We start from the raw sequence: 19,876 nt of genomic DNA, 5'->3' as shown, positions 1-19,876 counted from the left end.
TTGCTATCTTATTTTGATAAAACAAAATCTAAAATACCCATTGCCGCTTTACGGCCTTGGTCTACTGCGGTAACCACTAGGTCTGAACCGAGTACCATGTCACCACCAGCAAAGATGTTTTCTTTTGACGTTTGTAGTGCAAAGTCGCTGTTATCAACAGCTACCACACGGCCACGTGAGTCAACTTCAACACCGGCATCTTTCATCCATTGTGGCGGGCTTGGTAAGAATCCAAACGCGATAACTACAGCGTCAGCTTCCATAATGAACTCGCTGCCTTCAATTGGCTCTGGACTACGACGACCGTTTGCATCTGGCGCGCCAAGTTGGGTTTTAACAAACTTAACACCACAGGCATTGCCGTTAGCATCAACAGCAACATCAAGCGGTTGCAGGTTAAAGGCAAAGTTTACGCCTTCTTCTTTAGCGTTTTGTACTTCACGCGGAGAACCTGGCATGTTGGCTTCGTCACGACGGTATGCACAAGTCACTTCCGTTGCGCCTTGACGTACTGAAGTACGTACACAGTCCATTGCGGTATCACCACCACCTAATACGATCACTTTTTTGTTATCAAAGTTAACGTAAGGTTTAGCATTCTCGGTAATTTCCATGATTTTTTGGGTATTACCAATTAAGAAGTCTAATGCGTTATACACGCCAGGTGCTGATTCATTATCAAAACCACCCGACATATCAGTGTAAGTACCTAAACCTAAAAAGACTGCATCGTATTCTTCGCTTAATGATTCAAAGCTGACATCAGTACCAACATTGGTATTTAAGCGAAACTCAATGCCCATGCCTTCGAAAATTTCACGGCGCTTTTGAATAACGTCTTTTTCCAATTTAAATGACGGAATACCAAAGGTTAATAAGCCACCAATTTGGGCATGACGGTCATACACCACTGCGTCAACACCGTGACGGGTCAATACGTCAGCACAAGCTAAACCTGCAGGGCCTGCGCCAATAACGGCCACACGTTTACCTGTTTTAACCACTTCTGAAAGGTCTGGTTTCCAACCTTGAGCAAAGGCGGTATCGGTAATGTATTTTTCGATATTACCTATGGTTACCGCGCCAAATTCTTCATTTAGCGTACAGGCTGACTCACACAATCTGTCTTGCGGACAAACACGGCCACACATTTCAGGCAAACTGTTAGTTTGGTGACAAAGGTCAGCTGCTTCAAAAATACGACCTTCCGTCACTAGCTCTAACCATTGTGGAATGTAGTTGTGAACTGGACATTTCCACTCACAATACGGGTTACCACATTCTAAACAACGGTCTGCTTGTCCAGCACTTTGATCACTGCTTAATGGGTTATAAATCTCAACAAAATTTATCTTACGGTCTTCAATCGGCTTTTTAGGCGGATCGATACGCTTCACGTCGATAAATTGATATACATTTTTACTCATACTGTTTCTTCCTCAATTCGCGTTCGTGAAAATTATTGCGCTTGAACGCGAAGTTCTGCAGTTGAACGACTACGATGCCCTAATAGCGTTTTCACATCAGTTGCTTTTGGCTTAACTAATTTGAATAACGGTGCATAGTGATCAAAGTTATTTAAAATTTCTTGTGCGCGGCAGCTATCGGTTTCTTCAAAATGATGATTGATAATGCCACGTAAGTGTTCTTGGTGAATCACTAAGTCTTCAATTGGTAAAATTTCAATTGATTCTTTATTTAAACGTACATCTAAGTCGTCTGCTTCATCTAATACGTAAGCAAAACCACCAGTCATACCTGCGCCGAAGTTAACACCCACTTGACCTAAGATAGTCACGATACCACCTGTCATGTATTCACAAGCGTGGTCGCCTGTACCTTCAATAACCGCATGACAACCTGAGTTACGAACCGCAAAACGTTCACCGGCGCGGCCACAGCCGTATAACTTACCGCCAGTGGCACCGTATAAACAGGTATTACCCATGATCATGGTTTCATGGCTTGAGTAATCAACACCTTTTGGTGGCTTAATGGTTAGCTTACCGCCAGCCATGCCTTTACCGACATAATCGTTGGCATCGCCAGTTAAGGTCATTTCTAAACCGCCTGCGTTCCAGACACCAAAACTTTGTCCGGCAGTACCTGACAGGTGTACCTTAATTGGCGTACTCGCCATGCCTTGGTCGCCGTGTTGACGAGCAATTTCACCCGAAAGTGCAGCACCTACTGAACGGTCAGTATTTTGAATGCTAAAGCGGTACTCGCCACCTGTGCTATGCGCCACTGCTTCCGTTGCAGCTGCTAACATATCTTGGTTTAGTTTACCTTCATCAAAAGCGGTGTTTTCTTCGGTTTTGAATAGTGCGGTATTATCACCAGCAACCACTGGCGCGATAATTGGCGATAAATCTAATTTTTGTTGTTTGGCGGTAATGCCTTTAAGCGGTACTAATAAATCAGTACGGCCAATAACGGCTTCTAAAGACTCGACACCTAACTGGGCTAAAATTTCACGTACATCATGGGCAACAAACTTAAAGTAGTTCATCACTTGATCTGGCAAGCCTTTAAAGAATTGTTCACGTAACACATCGTCTTGTGTTGCAACACCTGTCGCACAGTTATTTAAGTGACAAATACGTAGGAATTTACAACCTAATGCCACCATAGGCACAGTGCCAAAACCGAAGCTTTCAGCGCCTAAAATTGCCGCTTTAACAATGTCTAAACCTGTTTTTAAGCCGCCATCTACTTGTAAACGTACTTTATGACGTAAACCGTTTGAAACGAGTGATTGGTGCGCTTCAGCTAAGCCAAGCTCCCAAGGACAACCGGCGTATTTCACTGAAGTTAACGGACTTGCAGCAGTACCGCCATCGTAACCTGAAATGGTAATAAAGTCAGCGTAAGCTTTTGCCACACCTGAGGCGATAGTACCAACGCCAGGGCCTGATACCAGTTTCACTGAAACTACGGCATTTGGGTTAACTTGTTTTAAATCGAAAATGAGCTGAGCTAAATCTTCAATTGAATAAATATCGTGATGCGGCGGTGGTGAAATTAAGGTTACACCCGGCACCGAATAACGAAGTTTAGCAATTAATGGCGATACTTTATCACCCGGTAATTGACCACCTTCACCCGGCTTAGCGCCTTGTGCGACTTTAATTTGTAGAACGTCAGCATTGACTAGGTAATGCGGCGTAACACCAAAGCGACCTGAAGCGATTTGTTTAATGCGTGAATTTTTCACGGTACCAAAACGGCGCTCGTCTTCACCACCTTCACCTGAATTTGAGTAGCCGCCTAAACGGTTCATGGCAATGGCTAAGGCTTCATGTGCTTCTGGGCTTAAGGCACCAATTGACATCGCGGCACTGTCAAAGCGTTTGTAAAGCTCTGTATCAGGTTCAACTTGGTCTAAAGCAATTGAGTCAGTATCTTCTTTAAGGGCTAATAAATCACGTAACATCGCCACAGGACGATTGTTTACTTCATCAGCAAACTTTTTGTAGCTTGAGTATTCGCCATTTTTAACAGCGTCTTGCACATAGTTAACCACATCTGGGTTAAAGGCATGATACTCGCCACCGTGAACGTATTTCAGTAAACCACCGTGGTTAAGTTTTTGATGCGGTAAGAAAGCTTTGCGAGCAAGGTTAATATTGTCTTGTTCGATATCAGCAAAATCAGCGCCTTGAATACGGCTAGGTAAATCAGGGAAACACAGTTTCATGATATTACTGTTTAAGCCGATAACTTCAAACAAACCGGCACAGCGGTAACTGGCGATGGTTGAAATACCCATCTTAGATAAGATTTTTAATAAACCTTTGTTGATACCGTCGCGGTAAGCCATCACCGCTTCACGTGCAGTCGAGTCAATTTGACCTTTCTCTACCATTTGCTCAATGGTTTCAAACGCAAGGTAAGGATAAACCGCGGTTGCACCTAAACCTAGTAACACAGCAAAGTGATGTGAATCACGGGCAGCTGCTGTTTCAACAATAATGTTTGAATCGCAACGAAGGTTTTCATCCACTAAACGTTTTTGTACTGCACCAACCGCCATCGCTGCTGGAATCGGTAACAAACCTTTGTGGATTTGACGATCTGATAAAACCAAAATAACGGTATTTTGATTTTTAACTAAATCAACCGCTTCATCGGCTAAGCGTTTAATTGCCGCTTCTAAGCCTTCTTCAGGATCGTAGTTCAGCGTTAAGGTATCACTGCGGTAATGCTTAGGATCTAATTCTCGTAACTGCTTTAATCCGGTGTACATAAGTACTGGCGTTTCAAATAAGATACGGTCAGCGTGGCCAGTGGTTTCATTGAATACGTTGTGCTCACGGCCAATACAGGTGCCTAAAGACATCACATAACGCTCACGCAATGGATCAATCGGTGGGTTAGTGACTTGGGCAAATTGCTGACGAAAGTAGTCAAATAGCGTTCTTGGTTGGCTAGAAAGTACCGCCATTGGAGTATCGTCACCCATAGAGCCTGTTGCTTCTTGACCATTTTCCGCCAATGTTTTGATCACTTGCTGAATTTCTTCATAGCTGTAATTAAACATTTTGTGGTATTGCAATAACTCAGCATCGTTAAAGACTCGTTGACCAATTAACTCAGCATCAAGTTTATGGAACGGTACTAAACGGCGAATGTTTTTATCTAACCATTCGCGGTACGGATGACGCACTTTTAAGTCGTTATCAATATCATTTGAGCTAAAGATTTTACCGGTGTAGGTATCAATGGCTAGCATTTCACCTGGACCAACACGGCCTTTTTCAACCACTTCATCTTCGCCGTAATCCCAAATACCAACTTCTGAAGCTAAGGTAATGAAGCCATTACGGGTAATGACATAACGTGCAGGACGTAAGCCATTGCGGTCAAGGTTACAAGCCACATGACGACCATTGGTCATTACCACGCCGGCAGGGCCGTCCCATGGTTCCATGTGCATTGAGTTGAATTCATAGAATGCTTTTAAATCATCATCCATTAACGGACTGTTCTGCCATGCTGGTGGCATTAATAAACGCATCGCACGGTATAAATCCATACCGCCAGCTAAAAATAGCTCAAGCATGTTATCTAATGATGATGAGTCTGAACCACTTTCATTAACAAAAGGTGCAGCGTCTAATAAGTCTGGTAATAAAGGTGATTGGAAACGCGTAGTACGCGCACGTGACCACTGACGGTTACCTTTAATGGTATTAATTTCACCATTGTGCGCTAAATAACGGAACGGCTGCGCTAAATGCCATTGCGGCGAGGTATTGGTTGAAAAGCGTTGATGGAAAACACAAATCGCACTTTGCATACGAATATCAGCTAAGTCTAAATAGAAGTTAGGTAAATCTACTGGCATCATTAAGCCTTTGTAGATGGTTACCAAACACGATAAACTTGCAATATAAAACTTTTCATCAGTGATGCGCTTTTCGGCACGGCGACGTGCCATATATAAGCGACGCTCAAGGTCGCGATTACGCCAACCTGCAGGAGCATCAACAAAAATTTGTTCAATAGTTGGTAAATTGCTCGCGGCAATTTCACCCAAAATAGCAACGTTAGTTGGCACTACACGCCAGCCAACTACCGTTAGGGTTTCACGTGTTAGCTCTTCTTCTAAAATCTTTTTAGAAAGCGCTGCTTCAACAGGGTCTGTGTTTAAAAACACCATGCCAACGGCATATTTTCGGCCAAGTTGCCAATTATTTTCTTCAGCAATTGCGCGGAAGAAGCTATCAGGTTTCTGTAAAAGTAATCCACAGCCATCACCTGTTTTACCATCAGCAGCAATCCCGCCACGATGTTGCATACGATCAAGTGCTGCAATAGCTGTTTTGATCAGCTTATGGCTCGTTTCACCTTCTTGATGAGCGATTAAACCAAATCCACAATTGTCTTTTTGAAAGTTGGGATCGTAAAGCTGCATGTTTTCTCTCCTAATAATAATAACGACTTGGTATCAGAGCATATTGAAAAAGAATAAAGTTATGCAAAAAATGCATAAATATACTGAATAGCACCCAAGTGAACCCACTACATTAAACACTTATCTAGAAAAGGTCAATAAAAATAGAGTTTTTGCTCGTAACTAACTTACATATAGTTACATAAAAAAGAATATGCAATAAAAACAGTGATTAACGTGCACGTTAAAGGCAGATTTAAGATTGCTTTTATCGAGTAATTTCAATAATTTGATAAAAGCTATTGCATTATGTTGTATATACCTTCAGAAGTGTAATTTTACTACATTTTTATTGGTTATTTTGTGTGCGAGTGTTTGTTAATGATTTCTATTCACTTTTTATTCATTATTGGTGATTTACACGCATAAAAAAACGCTCTTAAAGAGCGTTTTTTAGAGAAAACAATTTGCCTTAGTTAAGGCTGATAACCACCAGCGATTCCTTTTGTCGCTACACTGACGGCGTCATGTGCATGTAATGATTCAAGGTGGTTGATACGTAGCCAGAAATCATCGTAGTTTTCACCGAGATTCATAGCATGTTGCAAGCGTCTAGCGGCATCTTCACAAAACATTAAATTTTGGCCGTTTAATCGCGCAAACTCTTGCTCGTCTTCGCGCTTAACTGCTGCCTGCACTGGTGTTTGTAGTGCGTTTTCAATTAGGTCTACAATATCCGTGATCGGAAACTGTTCTGTGCTTTGACTTAATTTAACTTTAACTTCAGCGACCGAGCGTTGGCTATGAGGTGTAGCGACAATACCTTCAGTAGTGCCTAACCATTCATGAATCGAATCTAAGTTTGCCGTTTCGTCTTGGGCAAACTTTTCACGAAATGACTGTTGAATTAGCTGACGGGCTAGTGCAGCTGAACATGGACATGTTGATGAGTAGCGAACGTCGATAGAAAGTTCAATGGTTAGTTGCCCTTTATTTAAACGACCTGTTAATACGACAGGGTAAGCTCTCCAGCCTTCTTTACCACTGATCAGCGATTTTCTTCTTAAATGATAATCAAATCTGAATTGCACTTTAGCATTGTCACTTAAATCTTGATGACTAGTGATAAAGTTATCTAATAAGGTAACTAACGATTGATAATTTAACGTACCGCTACCTGATAATTCATCAAGTAATAAATACAACCGCGACATATGAATGCCTTTAGCCGTTGGGTCATTTAAATTAACAAATGCGTCAACGTGAGCTGAGACTAAGCGATCAGTTTCATCCTTTGAAGCGACCATAACGGGCATTTCTATATTACTCATACCCACCCAATCAAGCGTACCTTCAGTTTGCGCTGTGGTATGGTTGGCTATATCAGGCATTGATGTTGGCATTACTTCTCCGCAATTTTGCATGCATTTACTACAGTGAACCTTATATATTGGCACTGTTTACATAATTTCAAGGCCGCATATTCTATCTTAATTTTGACCAAAACTATTACTATTTTTTTTACTTTCTTAAACGGCCGGTAATTTTGACTAAAAGCCATAAAATAAGTAGGGACTTGTCTTGCAGCAAAGGTGTGAGCTTTTTCTATGTAAATATATATAAATTTTGCAGTTATTTTTTATGAAGTTGTTACACTTAGCTCATTATTAATTTGTTGAGAAATGAGCATGAACGATAACAATGCCTTAGATTTTGAACTGCTTAACGGCTATTTAGATAACTTAGGCAAAGAGATGCTAAGAAAAATGTTTGCCCTATATACTCAGCAGGCACCAAAATACATTCAGGCGATATCACAGTCTTTAATAGAAGACTCAAGTGAGCAATGGCAAGAAAGTTGTCACAAAATGAAGGGCGCAGCAAGCAGTACGGGCTTTTTGTTAGTAAGAGAAAAATTGATTGCGATGGAAAAGTCTAATGGCAGCGCCACTGTCAAGCGCGAGCAAATTGAATTATTAAAAGAGATTAATAAAAGAACCGAGCTCGCTTTTAGCCAGTGGCTTGAGTCTTGTTAACGCTATTCAATGGTACCGACAAAACGATAGCCTTCACCATGAATTGTATTAATGAGTTCTGGCGTGTTTGTGTCAGATTCAAAATGCTTACGCAAACGTCTGATGGTTACATCCACTGTCCGATCATTTGAACGTAACTCTCGCCCGGTCATTTCTTTAATTAATTGCTGACGCGAAACAATTTGCCCTATGTTCTCTAACATTAATTTTAAAGCGCGATATTCACCACGAGGGATCGGGATAATTTCGCCACTTGGCGACGTTAATTGTCTTGAGTTACCGTCTAAGGTCCACTGATTAAACTTAATAATGGCGTCGCTACTGTCTGTTTTTACTTGCGACAAACGGGTTAATATGTTTCTGGCACGAATCGTTAATTCGCGTGGATTAAAAGGCTTGGTTAGGTAGTCATCGGCACCAATCTCAAGGCCTAAAACTTTATCAATATCACTATCTCTACCCGTTAAGAAAATTAAACCTAGCTCTCTATTTTGCGTTAATTCACGACCTAATAATAAACCATTTTTGCCGGGTAGATTAATGTCCATTACCACTAAGTTGACGGTTTGCTTTTGCATAGCTTCATCCATAGAGGCACCGTCAAATGCTTCAGACACTTGATACCCTTCTGCCTCGAATAGGCTGCGTAAATTAAATCGAGTAACTTCTTCATCTTCTACAATGAGAATATGAGGCTTTTGCATGTTCATTTTGTCCACAGGTTAATTAATCTTGCGCTATTATCTATTTGTTATTTTAGCAATGTTTTTCAATAACGGCATAAAAGCCTGTTATTAAATTAAGCTTCTTTTACCGGAAAGCTTATTTCAAAATGCACGCCTTGTGCAATGTCGTTTTCTAATTGAATACTACCACCTAGGGCTTGGGTCACCAAATTATAGACTAAATGTAAGCCCAAGCCGCTACCACCTGAACCACGTTTAGTGGTGGTAAAGGGATCAAATACTTTCTTTTGCAGGGCTAAATCTATGCCGCGACCGTCATCGGTATAAGCAATGTTAAGTTGACTGCCCATGTCGGTAACTTCAATATTAATGTTACCTTGTTCTAGATCTTCAAAGCCGTGAATAACCGAGTTCATGATCAGATTGATCATAATCTGATTAATTGGGCCAGGTTTACTAACTACCGTTAAATCTTTCGCACAATCAATGTTTACCTGATAAGGAAGATGATTTAATTTAGGTGCTAAAGAGAGTAGTACCCCTTGCAGTAGTTCATTGACATTAAATGAACGCTCATCTTCACTGGATTGATCAACAGCCACTTTTTTAAAGCTTGAAATTAATGTCGCGGCGCGTTCAAGATTACGATAAATAATACCAACATTTTCTTGGCCGTCATCAAGAAAGCGTTTGAGTTGGCTTGATTTTAAGGTTTTGTTTTCAAACGCCGTTTTAATTTCATTAAGGTTATCTTCTAACAAGGTTGATGCGGTTACGCCCAAACCTATCGGCGTATTAACTTCGTGGGCAACACCGGCCACCATATCGCCAAGTGATGCCATTTTCTCACTTTCAACCAATTGATTTTGAAATTGATGCAGCTTTTCTAATGTGGACAGTAGTTCTTGATTGGATTCTTTTAGTGCGTCGGTTCGGGTAATAACTTTATTTTCTAATGCCGTATTTTGCTGTTCTACCTGTTCTTGTTTTTGCATTTGTTTGGCAATGTGCTTTTGTACACGAGCAAGCAAAATATTGAGGTTTTGCGCTAATATATCAACTTCACGTAGCGGTAAGTGCTTACTGCGTAAACTGAAGTCTTTGCTTTGAGAAACCTCTTGAATTAATTCCATGGTCTTAAAAATAGGCGCGGCTAACTGTTTTTTAAGACGATTAGTGATCACCATCGCAATAAGTGCCATTAACAGTGAAATCAGTACAATAGTGACAACAAACTTTTTCAACAATGAGTTTATTTTTTCAAAACTCACCTGCAAATAGACATAACCAAGGGTTTCATTACTCTCTTTAATTGGAATAATAAACTCGATGTAGTCAGCGGAAATATTAGGCGTTGTTAAATTATCAATTTGCGCAATTTTATCGGGAATTGCGGGGTGGTTTGCACTGCGGTTGTAACTGGTAAAGAAGGTAATACTGTCTAGCTCAGGTGAGTAGCGATAAATATGGATGTAATTAACTTGCGTTAATGCACTTGAACGAATGAGCTTTTGTTCCAGAATATCGTAATCATTGTTTTTAATGTCTTCGATACTCATTAACGCAATAATTTTACCACGCTCAATGGCAACGCGTTGTAGCTGAGATTTTTCCTCGTTAATGAAGATCAGCGATATAATGGTCAGTGAGGTGATCACAGCCACTAAAGTAAAGCTGACAATTGTTGTCAGCAATAATCGATGAAAAGATTGTATTTTGGTATTGGTTTGCATTTAGTTGTAACAAAGCCCTTATAGTTCGCCATACCAACATGAGGATGTCTTATAACAAAAAGCTAGTAAATCAATGATTCAGCTTAACTCTATAGTATTTTATTGTGGGTACAAATCGCCTTAAACGCAACTTATTAACAGATAAAAATAGGCAAAAGTTATTTTAATGTACAACGATAAACACTAAAGCCATTTTTTTGTACAACCGTGCTTACTGGTGCGATCTCACGAGCCATTATTGGTGGGTACTTTAAAAAGCTATTAGCGACAATGGTAACAGACCCTTTTGCATAAAGGTGTCGCTTAATATTTTGCAGAAAAGTTTCTGTTGCTAAATAGTTTGTTTTTACGCCTTGATGAAATGGCGGATTTGATAAAATATGTTGGTACTTTTCACTGACTTCGCTCAAGCTGTTTGACGGTAAATAAGTGGCTGTAGTTACACCGTTTAGGGCTAGCGTTTTTTGTGCTGAATGCAATGCGAGTGCGCTAACGTCAACTAAGGTGAATTCAGTTGTAGGGTATTTTTTACTAACAAAGCTCGCTATAACACCTGCGCCGCAGCCAAAATCGAGCACTTTTCCGGCATAATCTGTGGGTAAATTCTCTAAAAGTACACGTGTGCCTACATCTAAATTATTTTGGCTAAAAACGCCTGGCAGTGACGCTACCTTTAATGCAACGCCGTCGATGGTAAATTGATAAATCTTATACCATTGCTCAATGTCGAAGGTTTTATTTTGCTTAATGTATTGGCCACTGTATAAAGAGCAATGTCTGGCAGAGTCTGCTTTTGAACAAAACTGCAGATAGTCTTTTGATAACTTTTCAACTGACTTAATACCGCTTTTATTCTCACCAATAATTAATACCCTTGCATCGTCGGTTAGCGACTCGTTTAGCATAGCTAATGTAAAGGCAAGTTCAGCTTTGCTTTTTGGAAATGCAATGATCGCCAAATCATGTTTTTTGTCACTGCGGTATTGTGCAGCAAAAAAGCTGTTTACTGATTTGGGTTTGCTTTTTTCGATGAGCTGAAAATATTCAAAGTTGGTGGTGAAGTAATTTAACTGGCATTGTGGATATAGGTTTAAATAGTCATGCATAAATTCATCAGCGGGTAAGTTGATGATTAGTGTCGAGCTTGCTGCTAACAAATTGCTGTTGCGCAGTAATACTTGGGAAAGGTTATGCATAAGGTTATTACCTATAATAAACAAGCTTGTTGGTGCGAGCTCATTTTGATGAAGAAGAAAATGTAAATAAATTTGTCGCTTTAATGCAACTGGCGCGCTTTTCAGCGATAATGGCGGCTCATTTTACGCGAACTATTTTTCTAATCAAGGAGATGATTATCTATACTCGTGTCTTTCAATACCTCGCTATCAAGTGGGTGCTTAGTCGCGTTCGGCAATTACTTTTGACTTTCAAGTGGGTATATCTTCCTAAACTCTTTAAAAAACGCCCTGTCGCTGAAGTGTATTTAGCGTTAAATGACCCGTATAGTTTTATGTTGGTTCAGGTACTGGATGAGCTAAAACAACGTTTTGATTTAAATATTAAACTGTACCTTACCCACGGCGCGTTAATTAGCTTTGTTGAAAATAAAAAGCTCTGGCGCCAATGGGCACTAAAAGATGCAAACAGCATCGCCGACATTTATCAATTAAAAACTATTGAACGTTATCCGAGCTCTCAGGCTTTAGCAACCGGCCAGCAAATGTGGCAACTATTGCCGACCTCAATTGAAAGTGCGCAGCTCATTTTTGAAAAAACTTGGCAAGATGATTTTGATGAGTATTACTTGCCGTCAACGCCGGTGATCACCCATCAAATAAAAAACTTAGCCCGCTTAGTCGACAAAGGGCATGAGCTTACTGCCAGCATATATTGTTTAGGGGAGTGGTTTTGGGGTATCGATAGTCTTGAACACCTTGAAAGGCGATTAAATGCTCACCGTTTTAACCTAACAACGCCTGAATTAAAATATATAAAAGCCAACCTAGAAATCGCACAAACACGACCAGATGAGGTAGCGCCTGTTTTAACGGAACATACACCAGCACAAGATGTGATCACCGCTTATGTCTCGCTAAGAAGCCCTTTCTCTTATTTAGGGTTTATGCAAGCAAAACAACTAAGTCAGCAATACCAAAAACCACTGAAAGTGAAGTTGTTACTACCTTTGTTGATGCGTGGCGTTGAATTATCTACTAACAAGCAGCGTTATTTGTATTTAGATGCTTATCGTGAAGCAAAGCTTCGTAATATCCCGTTTGCAGGGTTTGCTGAACCGTTAGGCGCGGGCATATTAAATAGTTATCAGTTGTTTGCCTATATTGAACAGCAAGGCAAAGCAAATGCCTACATACAGGCGCTCTTTGAAGCGGTATTTTTGAAAAATATTAGTTTAGCCAAGGAAAGTAATTTAAAGAAAATTTGTGTTGAAATTGGCATTGATTATCAACAAGCTAAAACTTATGGCATAGAGCGAAATTGGCAAGCACAGTCGGATTTAAACCAACAGCAATTAACTGAAATGGGCTATTGGGGAGTACCTTGTTTTCACTTCCAAAATCAGCACTGTTGGGGGCAAGACAGACTTTGGCTTATCCAACAGCAATTAGAACATTCTCTGGTAGTCGCTGATACTAAAGAGTCATGCTCACACTAGTGACTTACATTGCTTGTTATCGTGATTAATGCTTTAATAGCGCCATGCTGATTTTGTTTCACGATGGATATCGTGTATTAACAAAAAAGCGAGAAGAGGAGCGCTAACTAGGTAGTTATCAAGAGGAGATCAAACTCCAATGACAGATAATGAGGGAGATTAGCGCCGAGGTAGCACTATTTTTGATGGTAGTGTTATCGGTTGTACAAGTTGAATCTTGGCAACTGTCACCAGTTTATTCGGTGGAGAGCTTCAGGTAATTTAATACCCTTTCTGTAATTCATGCAGTATTTGTTAAATTTGCCTTAAGCACTTCGAATTGTACGAGTTCGAGAAAATGACAAAAAATAATTTAACCAATAATATTCCCCAATGTTCACTATGGACAGCCTTGATCACGCCTTTTACAGAACAAGGTGACATTGACTTCCCTAGCTTAGCGCAAGCGGCGCAGCGTCAAGCCAGCGCTGGTAATGGTATTTTGTTGCTAGGTAGCACAGGCGAAGGTTTAGCACTGTCTGCACAAGAGCAACTAAGTATCGTTGAGTACATCTGCCAATTAGCGCTTGATACGCCATTAATGGTGGCTGTTGGCGGGTATAATTTGGCCGAGCAGTTGCAATGGATTGAACGTTGCAATGAATTACCAATTCATGCTTATTTATTAGGCACGCCTATTTACGCAAAACCAGGCCCAGTTGGGCAAACGTTATGGTTTTCTTCACTGCTTGATGCCGCCAAATTCCCTTGCATGCTTTACAACGTGCCGTCGCGTAGCGGTGTTGAAATTCCATTAACGACTATGGTGGCAGTGCAAGATCATCCAAATTGTTGGGCAATGAAAGAAGCCAGTGGTGATTTAAACAAGTTTCTCGCTTATCGTGAGCAATGCCCTGATATTGCACTATTTAGTGGCGAAGATGCGATGATGCCATATTTGGCCAGTGCAGGCGCTCAAGGGTTAGTATCGGTATGTTCAAATGCTTGGCCAGCGCCTACACATCGTTACGTTGAGCTTTGTTTATCAGGACAAAATCAAGGGCTATTCCCATTATGGCAAAATGCGGTCGACGGCTTATTTCAGGTAGCAAACCCCATTCCGGTAAAAGTGCTAATGGCATTGCAAGGGGAGATTAGCTCGCCACAATTACGTGCGCCGTTAACACATTTAGAACTGGCGGCTAATCATGGCTTGCTCGATTTTAATCAATCAATTAACCAATGGTATGCACAGCAGTTATCTGATCATGTTATGGGCGAATAATAACTCAATATGAAAAATACCTTCACCAAAGAGCATTTAAGCGTCGCCTCAAACGCATCCGGGCGAAAAATGCACGTGCCTATTTATCGATTTAAAGGGCAACAAGCAGGGCCTAAAGTTTATATTCAAAGCTCAATTCATGGCGCCGAAGTGCAAGGCAACGTGGTAATTTACCACTTAATTGAATACTTTAAGCGCCATGCTATTTGTGGTGAAGTGGTGTTGGTGCCTAATTGTAATCCGGTTGGCACTAATATTAAATCAGGTGAATATACGCTAGGGCGTTTTGATCCCGTCAACGGTCAAAATTGGAATCGTGGTTATTACTATAAAGATGCGCTGATCCAAGATTTTGTCGACTCACTTGCTACTGCTGAGAGTTTTGACGAGATCAAGCTCGCTTTTCGCGGACAAGTTAAACAAGCCATCGATAACGAGCTAAATAAAGAGTGGGGCATTGGTCTTGCGTCACGTTTAAATTTGCAGCTGCAAGCACTCGCTTTTGATGCCGACATTGTTATTGATATTCATAATGGCCCTGTGGCAACTCGGCATATTTACGTGCCAGAATACGCCAAAGCTTCGGCCAATTACTTTAATATTCCACACGCGATTTTTATTCCAAACGAATTTAATGGTGCGTTAGATGAAGCCACGTTTTGTCATTGGTGGAGCTTAGCACAACAGTTAAACAAAAAATTTCCTCACAGGCAGTGGCCAATTCCTGTTGAGGCTTTTACCTTGGAAATGGGCAGCCAAGAAGTGATCGATTTTGACTCAGGGGAATATGACGCAAAAGGGATATTAACTTACCTTAGTCATAAAAATTGTTTAGGTGAAAAAACGTTATTGCCCGAAAAAATTGACCGATACGGAGTTACGCTCGATGACTATAAAATACTCTATACCCAAGAAGGTGGCGTGGTTGAGTATTGTGTAAAACCCGGTCAGCATGTCAAAAAAGGCGATGTTTTAGCGAAAGTATTAAATGTAGACGAACTAGAAAACAGCAATGCAGTTAGTTACATTTATGCGCCAGCAGATTTGATAGCGATCCTACACTTTCCTTCCGCGTCAGTGCTGTGCGGTACCCAGCTGTACAAATGCTTTACCAATTATTATTCACTAAGTTCAAGATAAAAACGCTTTATATCTAACTTATCGCGGTGGTAGTGGTGACGCTAAGTTCACGATTATCATTGATTAGAAAACTTAACATACTCGCCAGACTGCGGGCATGTTAAGTTTTTTCATTATCGCACTATACTTTGATACCTACTATATTTTGACACGCACTATATTTTGACACCCAACTGCAATGCGCCGCCAATATTGTCTTCATCTCCGGTAAAGGCTGCTATGTCAATTGACACAACATCCCAAGGTGAAATACCAATACCTGCAGTATAAAGGTCAGCTTCATTATCATTTAAGTCGTTGCGCAGACCTAAACGAAATTGCATATGTTCGTATACTCTTAGCTCGATACCTATGGCTGCATATTTTGACGCGGTTAACTCTTTAAAATGTTCGCGCTCGGTTAAGTCAACCTCGGTGGCAACGGTTAGCCAATCGTTTTGATAACTTAGGCCTGCCGTTATTGTGGTATCAAGGTTAAAGGTTAAGTCTTGTTCAATTAAACTCACTTGTTGGTCAAGCAGGTTATTTGCCACTAAGGCGAAGTGCCACTGACGCTCATCCCCCCATACGGTGTACATACCAATATCAACATTCGTGCCGTCGTCGTCAGTTAAATATTCATCGTCGGTTAAATCAAATTCATCATCGTCAAAATTGGCAATGTTAATGCGGTTGTAAAACAAATCTAAGCGTTGGTATTTTAATTTGGTGCCAATACTTAATTCATAATTGGCATGATTGATTGCTTGATAGCCAAGCATAAAACCCGCTTCGGTGACTGAGTAACCAACACCTAACGCTTGTGACTGTAACTCGTCAGCATTGAACTCGCCATTTAATATCGCAGAGCGCATAATTTGCTCATCATTTTGGTCATAATCAGCAGCAATGCCGATTCGTCCATATTGATTAGCAAACATGCCAAAACTTAGATATTGATTCGGCACGATAATTTGCGCATTAATACCACCGTTACCTTTTACTATTTTATTGTCGATGGTATTTAGGTCGTTAACAATACCGTCAATTTGTTGATTCAATTGTTCAACATATTCCGGTAAGTCGCCAACGGGAATCTCATCAATTGCGTTAATGCCATCTTCTAGTGTATCTAGGTTATCGGCGATGTTTTCACTTGTATCGATAACATCGTGTTCATCAGCCCCAAGAATGCCGATGTTAAGGGCAAAATAGACATCATCGTCGTTATCATATTTTGTCAATAAGGCTGGGTTGCTAATCGAAGCGGTAAAGTCTTGGGTGATAGCGGTAAAGCCTTGGCCTGCGCGTTTGGCAGAGAAGTTGTCAGCTTGGGCTGGCAGTGAGCAAGCGAGTAGAATAAGTGTAATTTTATTGAAAGTGCATTTCATTTGTTATATCCCTTTATACTTTTTAAACCTTTTAACAAAAGGTTAGCGGCAGTATCACTTGTTAAAATTAATTTTCAAGCGCAGATAGTTAAGAGTAACTGACACGTGGCAGGCGTAGGGATTGTTTTAAATGTGTAACTGGCGTTGTGATAAAAATACTTTTGTTATATTATCACGCTCCATGAATAGAGATAGCCACTTGCGTAACCTATCTAGTGTAGGTCAGCACATCGTTAATAGAAAAACAGCACTTATGATGCTGTTTTTGTGGTTGTCGCTTGTTTTTACACATACACTTCATGCCGATAAGCTGGAAAATCAAGTAGAGCATTATCAATGTCAATTGTGTCAAAGTAACATTGATCTGCCAACGCTTACTCTTGAACCGTTAGTACAAACTAAAATTGTTAATTTTTTGTATAAAGTTAATGATATTTATGTAGTTTTTTCAGCCGATAAATTTCACACGCCGCCGCTTAGAGCCCCACCGATTTTCTAATTTTTTAACGTTAAATGCCTTAGGCATAAATCTCTTTAAATTTTTGGAAAATAAAACATGAAACTAAATAAAATATCTACGGCTGTAGGTATCAGTCTTTGCTGCTCAACTTTTTTAATTGCCGGTAACGCTGTTGCCCAAAATATTTCGGGCCAAGTGGTCAACCCAATGGGCTCTCCTATCGCCAATGCTGTGGTTAAAGTCGCGAATAAAAAGCGCCAAGCAATAACCGACGAGCAAGGTAACTTTATGCTTGAAAACTTGCCTGCTGGTGAGTTTGAACTTCATTTAAGTGCAAACAACTTTAGCCACAATAATTTTGACGTAAATGTAGGTGAAGACAATGTTGAAGGCTTGTCTTTAGTGCTTAAACCAACAGTACTTGAAATTTTAGACGTTTACGCAACGCCATTGCATTCATCTACTATTGAGTCGGCTATCCCTGTTAATGTTTTGTCGGGTGATGATTTAAAATTAAAACATGCATCCACTTTAGGTGAAACCTTAAAAAATGAAGTGGGCGTGCATTCTACTTATTACGGCCCGGTAGCCAGTAGCCCAATCATTCGTGGTTTAGATGGTCCGCGCGTACTAATAACGCAAAATGGTTTAGATGTTGGCGACGCTTCTCGTGTTGGCTCTGATCACTCAGTATCTACTGAAACAAGTACTGCAACCCAAGTTGAAGTATTAAGAGGCCCTGCGACATTATTTTACGGCAGCGGCGCGATTGGTGGTGTAGTAAACGTGGTTGATGAGCGTGTACCAACATCAACCGAGAATCAATTTGACTATGTTTTACAGCATAATAGCGTTGCTAATGAAAATGAAGCATCGTTTAACCTTAATACAGGTGCTGGCAAGGTTGCCTTTCATTTAGATGGTTTTTGGCGTGACGCCGACGACTACAGCATTCCTGGTTATGCAAGTGTTGAAGATGAAGACCATCATGATGAAGATGACCACGAGGAAGATCACGAAGAAGAGCACCATGAAGAAAAAGGTACACTAGCTAATAGTGCGTCAAAATCGTCTGGTTTTACTGTCGGTAGTAGCTACTTACTTGATAATGGTTATGTTGGTTTTTCTTACGGGCTACTTAAACGTGAATATGGCGTACCAGGGCATGAACACGCTGATGACGAGCATGAACATGATTTACATGAAGGTGATGATGATCATGAAGAGGAAGAAGAAGCCGTTTACGCCGATCTTACCCAACAACGTTTTCAAATATTAAGTGATTTAACCTTTGAAGATCAGTTTATCAACCGACTGGCAACTAAATTAGCGTATACCGATTATCAGCACAAAGAAATTGAGCATGGCGTGGTTGGCACTGAGTTCAACAACGATATGCTGGAAGTGCGTGCCGATGCATACCATAAAAATTACATGGGCTGGAAAGGCGCGTGGAGTTTACATTTTAAAGAAAGTGACTTTGAAGCGATTGGCGCAGAAGCGTTCACGCCGCCGTCAACTACTACTGCATTAGCGCTCGCGTGGTTAGAAGAAAAGCACTACGGTGATGTATTGCTGCAACTTGGTGCACGTATTGAAGACGTTGAATTAAGTGCTAAAGAACTTTCTGTTGACGAACACGACCATGACCACGAGCATGAAGAGCATGCATTAGAAACGTTATCGTTTACCCCTATTAGTGCTTCTGTTGGCGCTGTTTGGGATTACCAAGAAGGCTACAATTTGGGTCTGTCATTTGCATTTTCACAGCGCGCACCTTCAGCGAGTGAGCTGTTTTCAAATGGCGAGCACATCGGTACCAATAGTTATGAAATTGGCGCTATCTACCAAATTCATGGTGAAGGCGAAGATGCACACCTTGAGTTAAATGAGCAATTACCTGAAATCGAAAGTTCTTATAATGTTGATTTAACATGGCGTAAATTTGAAGGTGACTTTGGTTTTGTGATCAGTGCTTTTTATAACCGCATTAACGATTACTATTATCAAGAAAATACTGGGCTATTTTTCGAAGGTGATCACGGCCATGAACACGGTCTTACCGACGAAGAGCATGGTTTACCTGTCTATATTTATCAACAAGCAGATGCACGTTTATACGGGTTTGAAGCTGAGTTTGCCTATCAAGTATCGACATCTTTAAAAACGTCGGTTTTTGCTGACTATATAAACGCTGAACTCGTTGATGGTGACAGTTTACCGCGCACACCGCCAATGCGTTTAGGCGCCGAGCTTGAATATGTAGGTAACAATTACTCAGGCCAATTAAGTGTTAGCCACTATTTCGACCAAGATGACATTGCCAGTTACGAAACAGAAACCGACGGTTATAGCCTAGTGGATGTTAACTTTAATTATTATCTTGATGGAATTGGTAACGACTTTGTTGTGTTTATGAAAGCTGAAAACCTGCTTGATACAGAAGCGAGAGTACACTCGTCTTTCTTAAAAGACGATGCACCGTTACCAGGGCGAAACTTTAGCTTAGGTGTACGAGGCAGCTTTTAAGAAACACTAAGGCTTGTTAATATCAAACGGTTAACAACCTTAAATAAAACCCAAACAAAGCACCATTTTATGGTGCTTTGTTCTA

The 19,876-nt window shown here is 40.6% G+C and carries 13 protein-coding genes and 1 riboswitch; of the genes, 6 read left to right on the top strand and 7 right to left on the bottom strand.

Annotation, left to right across the window (positions count from 1 at the left end; genetic code table 11):
- Positions 1 to 8 precede the first annotated feature (8 nt).
- The 3 genes from ACRRSQ_RS05760 to folE2 all read right to left on the bottom strand — a co-directional run bounded on the left by ACRRSQ_RS05760 (position 9) and on the right by folE2 (position 7,302).
- Complete coding sequence (locus ACRRSQ_RS05760; RefSeq protein ID WP_440874753.1) at positions 9 to 1,427, bottom strand: FAD-dependent oxidoreductase; 1,419 nt, start codon at positions 1,425 to 1,427, stop codon at positions 9 to 11.
- Positions 1,428 to 1,459: 32 nt separating this feature from the next.
- The gene (gltB, locus tag ACRRSQ_RS05755) at positions 1,460 to 5,920 is read right to left on the bottom strand and encodes a glutamate synthase large subunit (RefSeq protein WP_440874752.1); all 4,461 of its coding nucleotides are present in this window, start codon (positions 5,918 to 5,920) and stop codon (positions 1,460 to 1,462) included.
- 455 nt (positions 5,921 to 6,375) lie between these two features.
- Positions 6,376 to 7,302, bottom strand: coding sequence for a GTP cyclohydrolase FolE2 (gene folE2 / locus ACRRSQ_RS05750; RefSeq protein ID WP_440874751.1), 927 nt, complete (start codon positions 7,300 to 7,302; stop codon positions 6,376 to 6,378).
- A gap of 285 nt (positions 7,303 to 7,587) precedes the next feature.
- On the opposite strand from folE2, the gene ACRRSQ_RS05745 reads away from it, so the two are divergent.
- Positions 7,588 to 7,935: an Hpt domain-containing protein gene (locus tag ACRRSQ_RS05745; protein ID WP_440874750.1), complete on the top strand. Its 348-nt coding sequence runs from the start codon at positions 7,588 to 7,590 to the stop codon at positions 7,933 to 7,935.
- Positions 7,936 to 7,937: 2 nt separating this feature from the next.
- On the opposite strand, the gene arcA is transcribed toward ACRRSQ_RS05745, so the two are convergent.
- The 3 genes from arcA to ACRRSQ_RS05730 form a co-directional block, all read right to left on the bottom strand.
- Positions 7,938 to 8,639 (bottom strand): two-component system response regulator ArcA, encoded by a 702-nt coding sequence (gene arcA, locus ACRRSQ_RS05740; protein ID WP_440874749.1) that lies wholly within the window; start codon positions 8,637 to 8,639, stop codon positions 7,938 to 7,940.
- A 95-nt stretch (positions 8,640 to 8,734) separates the two neighbouring features.
- Positions 8,735 to 10,354, bottom strand: a complete 1,620-nt coding sequence (locus tag ACRRSQ_RS05735; RefSeq protein ID WP_440874748.1) for a sensor histidine kinase — start codon at positions 10,352 to 10,354, stop codon at positions 8,735 to 8,737.
- A gap of 158 nt (positions 10,355 to 10,512) precedes the next feature.
- On the bottom strand, positions 10,513 to 11,550 hold the full coding sequence (locus tag ACRRSQ_RS05730) for a methyltransferase (protein ID WP_440874747.1): 1,038 nt from the start codon (positions 11,548 to 11,550) through the stop codon (positions 10,513 to 10,515).
- 32 nt (positions 11,551 to 11,582) lie between these two features.
- Here ACRRSQ_RS05730 and ACRRSQ_RS05725 point away from each other — a divergent pair, with 32 nt between their 5' ends.
- The 3 genes from ACRRSQ_RS05725 to ACRRSQ_RS05715 all read left to right on the top strand — a co-directional run bounded on the left by ACRRSQ_RS05725 (position 11,583) and on the right by ACRRSQ_RS05715 (position 15,432).
- Positions 11,583 to 13,028, top strand: coding sequence for a DsbA family protein (locus ACRRSQ_RS05725; RefSeq protein WP_440874746.1), 1,446 nt, complete (start codon positions 11,583 to 11,585; stop codon positions 13,026 to 13,028).
- 85 nt (positions 13,029 to 13,113) lie between these two features.
- Positions 13,114 to 13,289: riboswitch (Lysine riboswitch) on the top strand.
- Between the two features lie 76 nt (positions 13,290 to 13,365).
- On the top strand, positions 13,366 to 14,292 hold the full coding sequence (gene dapA / locus ACRRSQ_RS05720; protein ID WP_440874745.1) for a 4-hydroxy-tetrahydrodipicolinate synthase: 927 nt from the start codon (positions 13,366 to 13,368) through the stop codon (positions 14,290 to 14,292).
- Positions 14,293 to 14,301: 9 nt separating this feature from the next.
- Complete coding sequence (locus tag ACRRSQ_RS05715) at positions 14,302 to 15,432, top strand: peptidase M14 (protein ID WP_440874744.1); 1,131 nt, start codon at positions 14,302 to 14,304, stop codon at positions 15,430 to 15,432.
- Positions 15,433 to 15,587: 155 nt separating this feature from the next.
- On the opposite strand, the gene traF is transcribed toward ACRRSQ_RS05715, so the two are convergent.
- Positions 15,588 to 16,802 carry a conjugal transfer protein TraF gene (gene traF / locus ACRRSQ_RS05710; protein WP_440874743.1) on the bottom strand — a complete coding sequence of 405 codons (1,215 nt, stop codon included), beginning with the start codon at positions 16,800 to 16,802 and terminating at the stop codon, positions 15,588 to 15,590.
- Between the two features lie 130 nt (positions 16,803 to 16,932).
- On the opposite strand from traF, the gene ACRRSQ_RS05705 reads away from it, so the two are divergent.
- Together ACRRSQ_RS05705 and ACRRSQ_RS05700 are read left to right on the top strand one after the other, a co-directional pair.
- Positions 16,933 to 17,301 carry a hypothetical protein gene (locus ACRRSQ_RS05705; protein ID WP_440874742.1) on the top strand — a complete coding sequence of 123 codons (369 nt, stop codon included), beginning with the start codon at positions 16,933 to 16,935 and terminating at the stop codon, positions 17,299 to 17,301.
- Between the two features lie 57 nt (positions 17,302 to 17,358).
- Complete coding sequence (locus ACRRSQ_RS05700; RefSeq protein ID WP_440874741.1) at positions 17,359 to 19,791, top strand: TonB-dependent receptor; 2,433 nt, start codon at positions 17,359 to 17,361, stop codon at positions 19,789 to 19,791.
- Positions 19,792 to 19,876 lie beyond the last annotated feature (85 nt).

Origin of the sequence: Thalassotalea sp. PLHSN55, assembly GCF_052030545.1 — a bacterium.
Classification (GTDB): Bacteria; Pseudomonadota; Gammaproteobacteria; order Enterobacterales; family Alteromonadaceae; genus CANMXU01.
This window is presented reverse-complemented; position numbering and strand designations above follow the sequence as displayed.

What these genes read in the sequence shown, in the direction of transcription:
- ACRRSQ_RS05760 (WP_440874753.1), bottom strand. Translation starts at nt 1,427, where the DNA reads ATGAGTAAAAATGTATATCAATTTATCGACGTGAAGCGTATCGATCCG.
- gltB (WP_440874752.1), bottom strand. Translation starts at nt 5,920, where the DNA reads ATGCAGCTTTACGATCCCAACTTTCAAAAAGACAATTGTGGATTTGGT.
- folE2 (WP_440874751.1), bottom strand. Translation starts at nt 7,302, where the DNA reads ATGCCAACATCAATGCCTGATATAGCCAACCATACCACAGCGCAAACT.
- ACRRSQ_RS05745 (WP_440874750.1), top strand. Translation starts at nt 7,588, where the DNA reads ATGAACGATAACAATGCCTTAGATTTTGAACTGCTTAACGGCTATTTA.
- arcA (WP_440874749.1), bottom strand. Translation starts at nt 8,639, where the DNA reads ATGCAAAAGCCTCATATTCTCATTGTAGAAGATGAAGAAGTTACTCGA.
- ACRRSQ_RS05735 (WP_440874748.1), bottom strand. Translation starts at nt 10,354, where the DNA reads ATGCAAACCAATACCAAAATACAATCTTTTCATCGATTATTGCTGACA.
- ACRRSQ_RS05730 (WP_440874747.1), bottom strand. Translation starts at nt 11,550, where the DNA reads ATGCATAACCTTTCCCAAGTATTACTGCGCAACAGCAATTTGTTAGCA.
- dapA (WP_440874745.1), top strand. Translation starts at nt 13,366, where the DNA reads ATGACAAAAAATAATTTAACCAATAATATTCCCCAATGTTCACTATGG.
- ACRRSQ_RS05715 (WP_440874744.1), top strand. Translation starts at nt 14,302, where the DNA reads ATGAAAAATACCTTCACCAAAGAGCATTTAAGCGTCGCCTCAAACGCA.
- traF (WP_440874743.1), bottom strand. Translation starts at nt 16,802, where the DNA reads ATGAAATGCACTTTCAATAAAATTACACTTATTCTACTCGCTTGCTCA.
- ACRRSQ_RS05705 (WP_440874742.1), top strand. Translation starts at nt 16,933, where the DNA reads ATGTGTAACTGGCGTTGTGATAAAAATACTTTTGTTATATTATCACGC.
- ACRRSQ_RS05700 (WP_440874741.1), top strand. Translation starts at nt 17,359, where the DNA reads ATGAAACTAAATAAAATATCTACGGCTGTAGGTATCAGTCTTTGCTGC.